At 69.8% G+C, this 12,952-nt stretch carries 15 protein-coding genes and 1 pseudogene; 10 read left to right on the plus strand and 6 right to left on the minus strand.

Annotation, left to right across the window (positions count from 1 at the left end):
• The first annotated feature begins 39 nt into the window (after positions 1–39).
• On the plus strand, positions 40–1,224 hold the full coding sequence (locus V6M37_RS18615; RefSeq protein WP_332675814.1) for an MFS transporter: 1,185 nt from the start codon (positions 40–42) through the stop codon (positions 1,222–1,224).
• Between the two features lie 21 nt (positions 1,225–1,245).
• Positions 1,246–1,740, plus strand: a complete 495-nt coding sequence (gene ssb / locus V6M37_RS18620) for a single-stranded DNA-binding protein (protein ID WP_332675816.1) — start codon at positions 1,246–1,248, stop codon at positions 1,738–1,740.
• A gap of 65 nt (positions 1,741–1,805) precedes the next feature.
• Here ssb and V6M37_RS18625 read toward each other — a convergent pair whose 3' ends face one another.
• Positions 1,806–2,963, minus strand: coding sequence for a MalY/PatB family protein (locus tag V6M37_RS18625; RefSeq protein ID WP_332675818.1), 1,158 nt, complete (start codon positions 2,961–2,963; stop codon positions 1,806–1,808).
• Positions 2,964–3,077: 114 nt separating this feature from the next.
• On the opposite strand from V6M37_RS18625, the gene V6M37_RS18630 reads away from it, so the two are divergent.
• The gene (locus V6M37_RS18630) at positions 3,078–4,043 is read left to right on the plus strand and encodes an MBL fold metallo-hydrolase (protein ID WP_332675819.1); all 966 of its coding nucleotides are present in this window, start codon (positions 3,078–3,080) and stop codon (positions 4,041–4,043) included.
• Positions 4,044–4,066: 23 nt separating this feature from the next.
• Here the strand turns inward: V6M37_RS18630 and V6M37_RS18635 are convergent, their stop codons facing one another.
• Positions 4,067–4,729 (minus strand): tetratricopeptide repeat protein, encoded by a 663-nt coding sequence (locus tag V6M37_RS18635; RefSeq protein ID WP_332675821.1) that lies wholly within the window; start codon positions 4,727–4,729, stop codon positions 4,067–4,069.
• 99 nt (positions 4,730–4,828) lie between these two features.
• On the opposite strand from V6M37_RS18635, the gene V6M37_RS18640 reads away from it, so the two are divergent.
• The 3 genes from V6M37_RS18640 to V6M37_RS18650 all read left to right on the plus strand — a co-directional run bounded on the left by V6M37_RS18640 (position 4,829) and on the right by V6M37_RS18650 (position 6,441).
• Positions 4,829–5,653, plus strand: a complete 825-nt coding sequence (locus V6M37_RS18640; protein ID WP_332675823.1) for a tRNA threonylcarbamoyladenosine dehydratase — start codon at positions 4,829–4,831, stop codon at positions 5,651–5,653.
• Positions 5,650–6,036, plus strand: a complete 387-nt coding sequence (locus tag V6M37_RS18645; RefSeq protein WP_332675824.1) for a sirohydrochlorin chelatase — start codon at positions 5,650–5,652, stop codon at positions 6,034–6,036. The genes V6M37_RS18640 and V6M37_RS18645 overlap by 4 nt, the downstream gene beginning before the upstream one ends.
• Before the next feature lie 96 nt (positions 6,037–6,132).
• Complete coding sequence (locus V6M37_RS18650; protein WP_332675825.1) at positions 6,133–6,441, plus strand: PilZ domain-containing protein; 309 nt, start codon at positions 6,133–6,135, stop codon at positions 6,439–6,441.
• Between the two features lie 32 nt (positions 6,442–6,473).
• On the opposite strand, the gene V6M37_RS18655 is transcribed toward V6M37_RS18650, so the two are convergent.
• On the minus strand, positions 6,474–6,971 hold the full coding sequence (locus tag V6M37_RS18655; RefSeq protein ID WP_332675827.1) for a disulfide bond formation protein B: 498 nt from the start codon (positions 6,969–6,971) through the stop codon (positions 6,474–6,476).
• Between the two features lie 300 nt (positions 6,972–7,271).
• Between V6M37_RS18655 and V6M37_RS18660 the strand changes: the two genes are divergently transcribed.
• Both V6M37_RS18660 and V6M37_RS18665 read left to right on the plus strand, forming a co-directional pair.
• Complete coding sequence (locus tag V6M37_RS18660) at positions 7,272–7,871, plus strand: FMN-dependent NADH-azoreductase (protein WP_332675829.1); 600 nt, start codon at positions 7,272–7,274, stop codon at positions 7,869–7,871.
• 92 nt (positions 7,872–7,963) lie between these two features.
• Positions 7,964–8,851, plus strand: coding sequence for a pirin family protein (locus V6M37_RS18665; RefSeq protein ID WP_332675831.1), 888 nt, complete (start codon positions 7,964–7,966; stop codon positions 8,849–8,851).
• 70 nt (positions 8,852–8,921) lie between these two features.
• Here V6M37_RS18665 and ybiB read toward each other — a convergent pair whose 3' ends face one another.
• Positions 8,922–9,857 carry a DNA-binding protein YbiB gene (gene ybiB, locus V6M37_RS18670; RefSeq protein ID WP_332675832.1) on the minus strand — a complete coding sequence of 312 codons (936 nt, stop codon included), beginning with the start codon at positions 9,855–9,857 and terminating at the stop codon, positions 8,922–8,924.
• Between the two features lie 53 nt (positions 9,858–9,910).
• On the opposite strand from ybiB, the gene V6M37_RS18675 reads away from it, so the two are divergent.
• Together V6M37_RS18675 and V6M37_RS18680 are read left to right on the plus strand one after the other, a co-directional pair.
• Positions 9,911–10,804, plus strand: coding sequence for a 2-hydroxy-3-oxopropionate reductase (locus V6M37_RS18675; protein ID WP_332675833.1), 894 nt, complete (start codon positions 9,911–9,913; stop codon positions 10,802–10,804).
• On the plus strand, positions 10,804–11,688 hold the full coding sequence (locus V6M37_RS18680; RefSeq protein WP_332675835.1) for an NAD(P)-dependent oxidoreductase: 885 nt from the start codon (positions 10,804–10,806) through the stop codon (positions 11,686–11,688). Before V6M37_RS18675 ends, V6M37_RS18680 begins: the two co-directional genes overlap by 1 nt.
• A gap of 151 nt (positions 11,689–11,839) precedes the next feature.
• Here V6M37_RS18680 and V6M37_RS18685 read toward each other — a convergent pair whose 3' ends face one another.
• Both V6M37_RS18685 and V6M37_RS18690 read right to left on the minus strand, forming a co-directional pair.
• Positions 11,840–12,517: a class II aldolase/adducin family protein gene (locus tag V6M37_RS18685; protein ID WP_332675836.1), complete on the minus strand. Its 678-nt coding sequence runs from the start codon at positions 12,515–12,517 to the stop codon at positions 11,840–11,842.
• Positions 12,514–12,952, minus strand: a pseudogene (locus V6M37_RS18690) (S-methyl-5-thioribose-1-phosphate isomerase); the annotation flags it as partial. The pseudogene V6M37_RS18690 and the gene V6M37_RS18685, both read right to left, overlap by 4 nt.

Here is a 12,952-nt window from a genome sequence, read left to right on the forward strand (position 1 = left end):
TCGTCGCCAGCCTAGATGTCACGACCCCAGCCCGACTCCATGACCCTCGCCGAGAAGCGCGCTGGCGCGAGCCTGGCTGCGATCTTCGCGTTGCGGATGCTCGGGCTGTTCCTGATCCTGCCGGTGTTCGCGGTCCACGCGCACAAGGTCCCGGGTGGCGACAACCTGACGCTCGTCGGCCTCGCGATCGGCGCGTACGGGCTCACGCAGGCGTTCCTGCAGATTGCATATGGCATCGCGTCGGATCGCTTCGGGCGCAAGCCCGTGATCGTGTTCGGGCTGCTGCTGTTCGTCCTCGGCAGCGCCGTCGCCGCGCTGGCCGGCAGCATCGAGACGATTATCGTCGGGCGCGTGCTGCAGGGCGCCGGCGCGATTTCGGCCGCGGTGACTGCGCTCGCGGCGGACCTCACGCGCGATCAGCATCGCACGAAGGTGATGGCGATGATCGGCTCCAGCATCGGCCTGGTGTTCGCGATCTCGATGGTCGCCGCGCCGACGCTCTACGCGGCGATCGGCATGGACGGCATCTTCTGGCTCACCGCCGTGCTCGCGTTCGCCGCGATCGGCGTCGTGCTCTACGTCGTGCCCGCGGCGCCCGCGGTGCCCCGCGCCCCGGCGGGCAGCTTCGTCGACGTGCTGCGGGACGGCCAGTTGATGCGGCTCAATGGCGGCGTCTTCGCGCTGCATCTGATCCAGACCGCGATGTGGGTGCTCGTGCCCGCAGCGCTCGTCGCTGGCGGCGGCCTCGCGCTCCCCGAGCACTGGAAGGTCTATCTGCCCGCCGTCTTGCTGTCGTTCGCGCTGATGGTGCCGGCGGTGATCGTCGCCGAGCGCCGGGGCAGGATGAAGGCGGTCTTCAATGGCGCGGTCGCGCTGTTGCTGGTCGTGCAGGTCGGGCTCTACGCGTTCGGGCAGGGGCTTTGGTCGCTCGGCTTGTGGCTGACCCTGTTTTTCGTCGCGTTCAACGTCCTCGAAGCGATCCTGCCCTCATGGATATCGCGGGTCGCCCCGGCTCATTCGAAAGGGGCGGCGCTCGGCCTGTACAACACGCTGCAGTCCGTCGGGCTGTTTCTCGGCGGAATGCTCGGTGGCTGGGTCGCGCAGCATTTCGGTCCCGGTGCGGTCAACCTTGCGTGCGGCCTGCTCGCACTGATCTGGCTGCTCTTCGCAGCGACGATGAATCCACCTCCCCGACGTGTCGCCCCTGCCGCGACGGCACGTTAATCAATCCTCGAGGAGTACCTCATGGCTTCCCTGAACAAAGTGATCCTGATCGGCAATCTCGGCAAGGATCCCGAAACGCGCTACGCCCCGAGCGGCGATGCGATCTGCAACGTCACCGTCGCCACGAGCGAGAGCTGGAAGGACAAGAACACCGGCGAAAAGAAGGAGCAGACCGAATGGCACCGCGTCGTGTTCTTCGGCCGCCTGGCCGAGATCGCCGCGCAGTACCTGCGCAAGGGCAGCCAGATCTACGTCGAAGGCCGCCTGCAGACGCGCAAGTGGCAGGACAAGGAAGGCCAGGATCGCTACACGACCGAGATCCGCGGCGATGAAATGAAGATGCTCGGCTCGCGCCAGGGCGCCGGCGGCGGGGACGCGTCGGGGCGCCAGTACGACGCGGGCGGCTACGATGCGCCGGCGCCGTCGCGCCCGGCTCCGCAGCAAGCCCCGAAGGCACCGCCGAAGAGCGGCGGCTCCGGCGGCTTCGGGGATTTCGACGACGACATCCCGTTCTAAGGCGAACTTCTCGCGTTTGACGAACAGCGAAGCGCCGCCCGGATCGGGCTGCGCTTCTTTCTTCTTTAGCGTCCCTTGCGCTCCCGATCGTCGAGCGCCCGCTGCATTCGTCCCAGTGCTTCCGCGAGCAGCGCGCGTGGGCAGCCGAAGTTCAGGCGCACGAAGCCGGGCATGCCAAAGGGCGTGCCGTCCGACAGGCCGACGCCGGCGTCTTCGAAGAATTTCGCCGGATCGTCGATGCCGGCGTTGCGGCAGTCGATCCACGCGAGGTAAGTCGCTTCGGGGGGCGCCGCGACGAGTCCGGGCATCGATGCGACCGCGTTCAGGACGGCTTCGCGGTTGCCCCGCAGGTAGGCCAGCAGCGCGGCGCGCCAGATCCCGCCGTCGCGGTAAGCGGCTTCGGCGGCGACCATGCCGAGCAGGTTCGGATGCGGAACGAGGCCGCGCATTTCGTGGCGGAACCGCCGTCGCAGCGCTGGGTCCGAGATGATCGCGAACGCGCAGTAGAGCGCCGGGATGTTCCAGGTTTTCGACGGCGCCATGAGGGTGATCGTGCGGCGCGCGACGCTGTCGTCGAGGGCCGCGATCGGGATGTGTGCGACGTCGTCGAGCACGAGCCCGCAGTGGATTTCGTCCGAGCAGATTGCGAGATCGTGGCGTTCGGCGAGATCGGCGAGCCAGCCGAGTTCGTCGCGGTCGAACACGCGGCCGACGGGGTTGTGCGGGTTGCACAGCATCAGCTGTCGGGTTCGCGGCGACAGCGCGGCCTCGACCGCCGCGCGGTCCCACTCCCACCGCCCGTCGCTGAGCGCCAACGGACGCGTCACGAGGCGTCGGCCGCTGTTCGCCGGAGCCGTGAGAAACGGGGGATAGACCGGGGTCGCGGTGAAGACTTCGTCGCCCGGCTCGCCGATTGCCCGGCATGCCAGGTTGAAGCCGCTGACGACGCCTGGTAGCCAGACGAGCCAGTCCGGTTCGATCTGCCATGCGTGGTCGCGCGCGATGCCTTCGATGACGGCATCGACGAGTCCCGGCCAGGCGTCGGTGTAGCCGAATACCGGATGATCGAGACGCCGGCGCAGTGCGTCGATGACCGCGGGCGGGGCCGCGAAATCCATGTCGGCGACCCACAGCGGAAGGACGTCCCGGCCCACGTACCGGCCCCATTTGTCGCCGGGTTCGGTGCGGCGGTCGATCGGCGAATCGAAATCGAAAGTGGGCATCCTCGGGCTTCCGCGATGGCGTGTCACAGTGTAACGCGCCGCGCCCACGGGCCTCGGGTCGCCACCGCAGGATACAATCGCCTGACAAGTGAAACGGGCAGGAGGACGTTAGCCATGCAGCATGTGACCGCTCATCCCCACGGAATTCTTGCGGTGGATTCGGGCTACGATCGGCCGGGCATGGCGGCGATCCATCTCGTCATTCATCGCGGCCGCGCGGCGGTCGTCGATACCGGCACGAACGCGTCGGCGCCGCGCGTGCTCGCCGCGCTCGCCGCGGCAGGGATCGCGCCCGACCAGGTCGACTGGGTGATGCTGACGCACATCCATCTCGACCACGCGGGCGGGGCGGGCAGCCTGATGTGCGCGTTTCCGAACGCGAAGCTGCTGGTCCACCCGCGCGGCGTGCGGCACATGGTCGATCCGGAGGCGTTGTGGGCGGGGACGTCGGCCGTCTATGGCGCCGAGCGCGCGTTCGCGCTTTACGGGCGGCTCGCGCCGGTGCCCGCCGAGCGCATCGCCGAGGCGACCGACGAGCTCGAAATCGACATGGCCGGCCGCCGCTTCCGCATCCTCGAGACGCCGGGACACGCGCGTCATCACATCTGCATCTGGGACGCGACCGCGCGCGCCTTCTTCACCGGAGACACTTTCGGCCTCTCCTACCGCGAACTCGATGTCGAGGGGCGCGCGTCGGTTTTTCCGACGACGACGCCGACGCAATTCGATCCGGATGCGCTGCACGCGTCGATCGAGCGGCTGATGTCGTTCGCGCCGGAGGCGATGTATCTGACGCATTACAGCCGCGTCACGGACGTGGACCGGCTCGCGGCCGACCTGCAACGGTTGATCAGCACCGAAGTCGCGGTCGCCCAGGCCGCGCGCGGGCATGGCGTCGCGCGCCACGTCGAAATTCTCGCCGGACTCGAGCAGATCGTGCGCGAGGAAGCCGAGCGTCAGGGCTGGACACTGCCCGAAGCGGAGGTCTTCGACCTGCTGCGGATGGACCTCGAACTCAACGCGCAGGGGCTCGGCATGTGGCTCGACCGCCCGGTGACGAAGGAAACCGTTACCGCGTGAGAGGGCGATCGCGCCGGTCAGGCCTATTGCTCGGCGCCGTCGTGATTCGCGTCGAGTGCTTCGACCTTCGCCCGCGCCGCGGCGTCGCCCCGTTTCGCGGCTTCCCGGTACCAGTGCGCGGCGAGCACGGCGTTGCGTTCGACGCCGGAGCCCGCGTCGTACATGCCGGCGAGGATGGCTTGGGCGCCGGCGTGGCCCGCGCTCGCCGCCGCAAGATACCAGCGCGCCGCAGCGGCAGGGTCGAGCGGGACGCCGCGTCCGGCGAAGTACATCGCCGCGAGGCTGACCTGTGCCTCGACGTGTCCCTGTTCCGCGGCCCGCCGATACCATTCCGCCGCCGTCGGCCACGAGCGATCGACGCCGTCGCCGTGGTCGTAAAGCAGGGCGAGCGTGTATTGCGCCTGTGGCAGGCCTGCGTTCGCGGCGCGCCGCAGCCAGCGCCATGCCGCATGGTCGTCGCGCGGCGCCGTCTCGCCGCGCAACAGCATCATCGCGTAGTTGAACTGGGCAAGCCGGTTGCCGGCTCGCGCGGCCTGTTCGAAAAGGTGCGCCGCCTCGTCGAGCCGACCCGCTTCGTAAGCCCCGACTCCTGCTTCGCCAACAAGCGCAGGCGGCGTTGCGATGGCCGGCGGACAAAGGTGCATCAGCGCGCCGCACAGCACGGCCCGGCGTAGCAATCGGGGCATGGGGTCCTCCTTCGCGGATTGGAGCCGCACCGTTTCGGGGAGTTCAGCGCCCGTCCCGCTGAGGTAACATCGGCGCTCTTCGTTCCTGCGCCCGCTTCCATGTCCGGTTCCTTCCTGCCTCCGCCCGCGGACGTCGACCGCGAGCGACGCTTCGGCGGCATCGCGCGGCTTTACGGTGCGGACGCCCTCGACCGGCTCGAACGCGCGAGCGCCTGCGTCATCGGTATCGGCGGGGTCGGGTCGTGGGTCGCCGAAGCGCTCGCGCGCAGCGGCGTCGGCCGGATCACGCTGATCGACCTCGACCACGTCGCCGAATCGAACATCAACCGCCAGATCCACGCGCTCGACGCGACGCTCGGGCAGGCGAAGGTCGTCGCGATGACCGACCGCATCCGCGCGATCAACCCGCTGGCGGACGTCGCGGTCGTCGAGGATTTCGTCACCGAGGACAATGCCGCGGCGCTGATGCAGGAGTTCGACGTCGTCATCGACGCGATCGACAACGTGCGCGCGAAAGTCGCGATCGTGCTCGCGTGCCGCGCCCGCCGCATTCCGCTGATTGTCGCCGGCGGCGCCGGCGGCAAGACCGATCCGACGAAGATCCGCGTCGATGACCTGTCGCGCACCGAGCAGGACCCGCTGCTCGCGAAAGTGCGCAAGCGCCTGCGCAGCGAACACGGTTTTCCGCGCAATCCGAAGCGGCCGTTCGGCATCGACGCGGTGTATTCGGCCGAGCCGCTGCGCCTCGACGGCGCGGCGTGCGACCTTCCGCACGGCCCGCAGGGGCTCGCGTGCGCGGGCTATGGCTCGAGCATGATGATGACCGCGAGCGTCGGCTTGTTCGCGGCCGCGCTCGCGGTCGAGCGTCTGGTCGCGAGGCCGGCCGCCGTGACGAAGGCCATCGAAGAGGAGGTGCGGGCATGAGCGGAGAACGAGCGGTCGTGCTGTTCGGTCACGGCGCACGGGACCCGGCCTGGGCGGCGCCGATGCGACGCGTTCGCGACCGGCTCGTCGCCGCGGCGCCGGACGTCGGTGTCGAACTCGCCTTCCTCGAATTCATCGAGCCCACGCTCGATGTCGCGATCGACTCGCTCGTCGTCCGCGGCGCGCGCCGCATCGTCGTCTTGCCGATGTTCATCGCGCAGGGCGGACACCTGAAGGCCGACCTGCCGAAACTCGTCGCCGCCGCGCGCGCACGTCATCCCGCTTGCGAGATCGTCCAGGCGCTCGCGGTCGGCGAGGCGGATTCGGTCATCGCCGCGATGGCGGAGTACGCGCGGCGCTGCGCAGCGGACGACAACGGCTGACGGCCGCGCCCTTCCTGGCGCGCGGAGGCGAACCTCGTAAGCCCTTGCGCGCACGGGCTACAATTTCGACCGTTATTCCAGTCAATTGAGGCTCCGATGAACGACCGCGCGTCCCCTTCCGACCGGCGCCTCGACCGCCGCATTCCGCTCGGCTGCCCCGCATTGATCCGCTTGCGCAGCGGCGAAACGATACCGGCCGAGTGCGTCGAGATCGGCGTCGGCGGCATGACGCTGCGGGCCGCCTACGTCCCCGGCGAAGCGGAAGTCCTCGAAGTCGTCGTCGCGTCGCCGGCCGGCCAGCTGACGCGGCCGCCACTGGTCACGCGGCTGGAGGTCAAGCGCTGTCATGCGCTGGGCGGCGGGCGCTACGAGATCGGCGGCGCGACGGTCCGCGTCGTCGAGTAAACGGTTGGACGCGGCGACCTCCGGTTCCCGCGTCAGCCGCGTTTGCGCAGCATCACCGCGATCGCGAACAGCGCGACGAGCGTGAACATCACCAGCGACCAGTTCGCGAGCGATAGCCCGAGAAAGGTCCAGTCGACCTTCGAGCAATCCCCCGCACCGTGGAAGATCATCGGCAGCGCGTCGGCGAGCGGGAAACTGCCGAGCATGAACTCCAGGTCCGGACCGCATTCGGCGAATTCCGGCGGGTAGAGCTGGATCCACGTCTGACGGGCGGCGACGCCGGCGCCGGTGAGCGCGAGCAGCAAGATCGCGCCCGCGTAGGCGCGGGAGCCGTTGCGCCGGGGCGCGTGGAGGCCGCCGACGAGCGCGGCCAGCGCGACGCCGACGAACGCATACCGCTGCATGATGCACATCGGGCACGGCTCGAGGCCGACGACATGCTGCAGGTAGAGGCCGAACGACAGCAGCCCGATGCAGACGGCGAAGAGGCCGAGAAACAGGGGGCGGGACGGGAGATTCGAGAGAGTCATCGGGGCCGGAAAGCGTGAAAGAGCGGCGATTGTAGGCCACGCACGCGCATTCGTCGCTGGGGCGCCAAAAAAGTTCAGCGGCGGTTTTGCAGCTGCCGGGAAGCCGTGCGGGGCGAGACAGCCGGGCCGTCGAAGAAAAGCGCACTGGCATATCGACGAGCGCCGCACGCGGCCGGCGACCGCAGCGGGCGGGACGATTGATGCAGATCGAGCAATGGTGTTGTTCCGGTTTGCGGCTATTTTCGCAACAGTTCGGCCGATAAAGTGAGCCTACCCAAACCGAACAACACGGAGAGTCTCATGAAAGTCCTGCAGATCAATTCCAGCGCCCGCGGCGAAGGTTCCAACTCCACCCGCGTCGCGAACACGATCGTCGAGCGCCTGCGCGCGTCGAACCCGGGCGCGTCGGTCGTCGTCCGCGACCTCGCGCGCACGCCGCATCCGTCGCTCGACGAGGCCGCGCTCGGCGCGTTGTTCACGCCGGCCGAGCAGCGGACTGCGGAGCAGGCGGCGCGCGTCGCGCTCGACGACGCGCTGATCGCCGAAATCCAGGCGGCCGACGCCGTCGTCCTCGCCGTGCCGATGTACAACTTCGGCATTCCGGCGCAACTGAAGAACTGGCTCGACGCGATCTCCCGCGCGAAAGTGACCTTCCAATACACCGCGAACGGCCCGGAAGGTCTGCTGAAGAACAAGACGGTGTATGTCGCGTTCGCCCGCGGCGGACGCTACCGCGACACGCCGGCCGACACCCAGGTGCCGTACCTGAAGACGATCCTCGGTTTCCTCGGCATGACCGACGTGCGTTTCGTCTTTGCCGAAGGTTTCGCGATGGGCGCCGACGCGGAACAACAGGCAATCGTCGAAGCCGAACGCGATATCGAAGCGGCTTTCGCCTGATCGCGCCATGCGGGGAAGGCGCCGGCCCGAAGCACGGGCCGGCCGGTATTCCGCGGCGCGGTGCGCCCGACGAAACCCGACAGGAGTCCCAGATGACCATCGAACGCACTGAACCGAAGTCCGGGCGCGTGCAGCAGACGCGCGCCGTCGAACGCATCGTCACCGGGCAGGCGACCTCCGACGGCGCGGGCGTCAAGCTCACGCGCGTGCTGACGCAGCCGCTGCAACGGCGGCTCGACCCGTTCCTGATGCTCGACGCGTTCCGCAACGAGAATCCGGACGACTACCTTGCCGGCTTCCCGGACCACCCGCACCGCGGCTTCGAGACGATCACCTACATGATCGCCGGCCGCATGCGCCACCGTGACAGCGCCGGCAACGAAGGGCTGCTCGAAAACGGCGGCGTGCAATGGATGACGGCCGGCCGTGGCGTGATCCATTCCGAGATGCCCGAGCAGGAAGACGGCGTCATGGAAGGGTTCCAGCTGTGGCTGAACCTGCCGGCGCGCGAGAAGCTGCGCGAGCCGTGGTACCGCGATTTCGATGCCGCCCGGATCCCGTCGTTTCAGACCGCGGACGGCGTGGACGTGCGCGTCATCGCCGGGGAGAGCCACGACGTCGCCGGCGCGGTGACGCGCGACGCGACCGCGCCGCTGTATCTCGACGTCCATCTGCCGGCCGGCGGCCGCTTCAGCCAGCCGCTGCCGCCGACGCACAACGCCTTCCTGTATGTGTATCGCGGCGACGCGAGCGTCGCCGGCGAGGCGCTCGGCGAGCAGCAGATGGCGATCCTCGCGAACGATCCGGCGGCCGACGGCGTCGTCATCGAAGCGGGCGCGCAACCCGCCCGCGTGCTGCTGATCGCCGGCCGCCCGCTGAACGAACCGATCGCGCAGTACGGCCCCTTCGTGATGAACACGCAGCAGCAGATCCAGGAAGCGCTCGCCGACTACCGCGACGGCCGCTTCGGCGCGCACTAAAAGTTCCGCAGGTCCGGCGTGAGCGAAGCGCCGGCCGACGAGGAAGCTTCCGCTCCCCCTGCGCGCCGCGCTACGCCGTGGCGGTCTGTTCCTCCCGCGCGAGCCGGACCAGCGCGGCGACCTGGTCGGCGATCGGCTGCGGGATCGCGACCTCGCCGGCGAGCATCGCGCGGATCAGCGCGGCGTTTTCCGCGACGGCGGGCGCTTCGGGCAGGCCTTCGAGCGGCGGCGCGCCGCCGGCTTCGGCCTGCCACGCGAATTCGGCGACGCCTTCGCGGAACGCTTCCATCGCCGGCCGTCGGCGCGGATTCGCATAGGCCTCGCCTTCGGTGCCGCGCATCAGCATGGCCCGCGCGCGGTCGGCGACGAGGAACTCGTGCATCCGTTCGAGATACTCCGGGTGCGTGACCGCGACGACGCGCACGCTGCGCCCCGGGCACGGGTCGATCAGCTTCGCCATCGTATGACCGCTCCCGCGCACGCCGAGGCGCAGCCGCAGGCCGAGCAGCCGGTCCATGCCGGGCAGCAGTTGCGCGAGCGTCACGCACGCGATGTCGCCGCGCGCGAGCGTCGCCGACGCGTCGTCGATCTGTGCCGCGGGCCGGATGCCGAGCGCGTCGAGCAGTTCGAACGGGCTCACGCGCGACTCGAAGTCGTGCCGCCCCTGGATCAGCACCGGCACGCCTTCGCGCGCGACGAGCTGCGCGACGAGCGGCATAAGGTTCGCCTGCCGGCGCGCGCCGTTATAGGTCGGCAGCACGACGCAGCGCGGACCGGGCGGCACCGCGACCCGCGGACAACGCGCGTCGATCGCGCGCTGGAAACCGAGCACCTCGTCGAGCGTCTCGCTCTTGATCCGCAGCGCGATCAGGATCGCGCCGAGCTCGAGATCGGGCACGCGGCCGTCGAGGACGTCGCCGAACAGCGCCTCGGCCTGCGCGATGTCGAGGGAGCGCGCGCCCTTGGCGCCGCGTCCAATTTCCTTGATGATCGGGGCGTAAGTCATGCGGCGATTATCCGCCGCGATGCGCTTTCCAACCAGCAGCGAGGGACAGAAGAATGGACGTCGGATTCATCGGACTCGGCCTGATGGGCCGCCCTATGGCGTTGAACCTGATGCGTGCCGGTCACCGCCTGCACGTCTGGAGCCGGCGGCGCGAATCGATGCTGCCGCTGCTCGACGCCGGGGCCGGCGACGGCGCGAGCGCGGCGGACGTTGCGTCGCGCGCCGAAGTCGTGATCAGCATGGTCGCCGACGCGCCCGACGTCGAGCAGGTCGCGCTCGGGCCGCAGGGGGTGGCCGACGGCGCGCGGCCGGGGCTGGTGTTCGCCGACATGAGCACGATCGCGCCCGCGGCGGCGCAGTCGGTTGCGGCGCGGCTGAAGGCGCGCGGCATCGAAATGCTCGACGCGCCGGTGTCGGGCGGCGAGATCGGCGCGATCAACGCCAGCCTGACGATCATGGTCGGCGGCGACGCCACGGCGTTCGAGCGCGCGAAACCGCTGTTCGACGCGATGGGCAAGACAGTGTCGCTGATCGGCGCGAGCGGCGCCGGGCAGGTCGCGAAGGCGTGCAACCAGATCCTCACCGGCGTCGGCGTTGCCGCGGTCGCCGAGGCCTTGAATTTCGCGAAGAAGAGCGGCGTCGACGCGGCGAAGGTGCGCGAGGCGCTGCTCGGCGGCTTCGCGTATTCGCGCGTGCTCGAAAACCACGGTCAGCGCATGCTCGACCGCAACTTCAAGCCCGGCTTCAAGGCGTGGATGCACCAGAAGGATATGCGCATCGTCATGGAGGAGGCGCACCGGCTCGGCCTTGCGCTGCCGTCGGCGGCGGCGACCGCGCAGATGTTCAACGCGATGGTCGGCAGCGGGCTTGGCGAGGACGACTCGGTGGCGATGCTGAAGCTGCTCGAACGCATGAGCGGCGGCGAGCCGGCCGACGGAGCCGATTGATGGAGGTCGGCTTCATCGGGCTGGGCGTGATGGGGCGGCCGATGGCCGGGCACCTGCAGCGTGCCGGCCACCGCCTGCATCTCTGGGCGCGGCGACCGGAAAGTCTCGCGCCGTTCGCCGGCAGCGGCGCGGTCGTCCATGACAGCCCGGCGGCGCTCGCCGCTGCGACCGACGTCGCGTTCTCGATCGTCACCGCGAGCGCCGACGTCGAGCGGGTAGTCCTCGGCGACGATGGCCTGATCCACGGTGCGCGGCCGGGATGGGTGCACGTGGACATGAGCACGATCGCGCCCGCGTCGGCCCGGCGGGTCGCGGCGGCCGTCGATGCGCGCGGCGCGGCAATGCTCGATGCGCCGGTGTCGGGCGGAGCGCAGGGGGCGCAGGACGCGACGCTCGCGATCATGGTCGGCGGCAGCGCGGCGGTCCTCGAACGCGTCCGTCCGCTGCTCGCCTGTCTCGGGCGCACGATCGTGCATATCGGCGAGCACGGCGCGGGGCAGGTCGCGAAGGCGTGCAACCAGATGATCATGGTCGCGGCGATCGAGGCGTGCGCCGAAGCGATGCACCTCGCGAACGCGCACGGCGTCGACGTCGCCGCGATGCGCGCCGCGCTGATGGGCGGGTCGGGGGCGTCGCGCGTGCTCGACGTGATGGGCGGGCGCATGGTGCGGCGGGACTTCGCCACCGGCATCGAGTCGCGCCTGCACCACAAGGATTTCGGCATCGTGATGGACGAGGCGGCGAAGCTCGGCGCGCCGCTGCCGGTCGCGGCGCAGGTGTGGCAGCAGCTCAACGCGCTGATGGCGCTCGGCGGCGGGCGGGACGATACGTCGAGTTTGCTGCAGATGCTCGAGTGCACTTCCGGGGGCGGCGCCGGCACCTGACGTCGGCCTTCGCCTGCGGCTCACGCCGACCTACGCCGGATCCGGCCATCGGGGCATCCGCGACTTCGTGGGTCGGACCGGGCGCAGCGATGTCCGGCATCCGCGGCTTCGGTGACCCCCGGCGAACGTCGCGCCGCTCGCGTTCGGCGCCTTACTCCGGCAACTGTTCCGCCGGCTTGCCGTACCAGCGGAAACGCTCGACGACTTCACGCATTTCGCTGTCCGACAGCAGCACCGGCTTGCCGAGCTGGCGTACCCGCCAGTACTGCTCGCACAGTGTCTCGAACTCGATCGCGAGTGCGAGCGCGTTGGCGAGGTTGCGGCCGAACACGAGCATGCCGTGGTTCGCCATCAGGCATGCGCTGCGGTCCGCGATTGCCGCTGCAATGTGATCCGACAGCGCCTGCGTGCCGAAGGTCGCGTACTTTGCACAGCGCACGGTGTTGCCGCCGAAGCGCGCGATCATGTAGTGGAAGGGCGGGATCTCGAGCCGCTGGCACGCGAGCGCGGTCGCGAAAGGTGCGTGGGCGTGAATGATCGCGCCGGCTTCGGGGCGGTGCGCGTACAGGTCGTGATGCAGGCGCCACTCGCTCGACGGCGCGAGGCGCGCGTCGGCGCGGCCGTCAGCGTCGACGACGACCATGTCCTCGGGCGTGCAGGCGTCGGGCGCGAGCCCGCTCGGTGTGATCAGCATCCCGCCCGCCGTCCGGACGCTCGCGTTGCCGGAGGAGCCGGTGTTGAGCCGCGCGGCGCACATCGCGAGCGTCGTCGCGACGAGTTCCGCGCGCAGCTCCAAGTCGTCGACTTCGATTCCGCGCACGGGGCTCATTCGGCCTTCTCCGGATAAAGCTCGCGCAGCCGGCCGGGCGCCGTGACCCCGCGCTCGGTGATGATGCGCGTGATCAGCTTTGCCGGTGTCACGTCGAACGCGGGATTCGCCGCGCCGGTCGTGTCCGGCGCGAGCCGCACGCTGACGAGCGACCCGTCGTCAGCGACACCCGCGACGCGGCGCACTTCGGCCGGACCGCGGTCCTCGATCGGGATCGCCGTGCCGTTCGGGCACGCGAAATCGACCGTCGAGAACGGCGCCGCGATATGGAACGGCACGCCATGCTCGCGCGCCGCGAGCGCCTTCAGATAAGTGCCGACCTTGTTCGCCGAGTCGCCGTTCGCGGCGACGCGGTCGGCGCCGGTGATCACGAGGTCGACTTCGCCGCGCGCGAGCAGGATGCCGGCGGCGTTGTCGGCGATCAGGCTGTGCGGC

This window comes from Aromatoleum sp. (genome assembly GCF_036675785.1).
Taxonomy (GTDB): domain Bacteria; phylum Pseudomonadota; class Gammaproteobacteria; order Burkholderiales; family Rhodocyclaceae; genus Aromatoleum.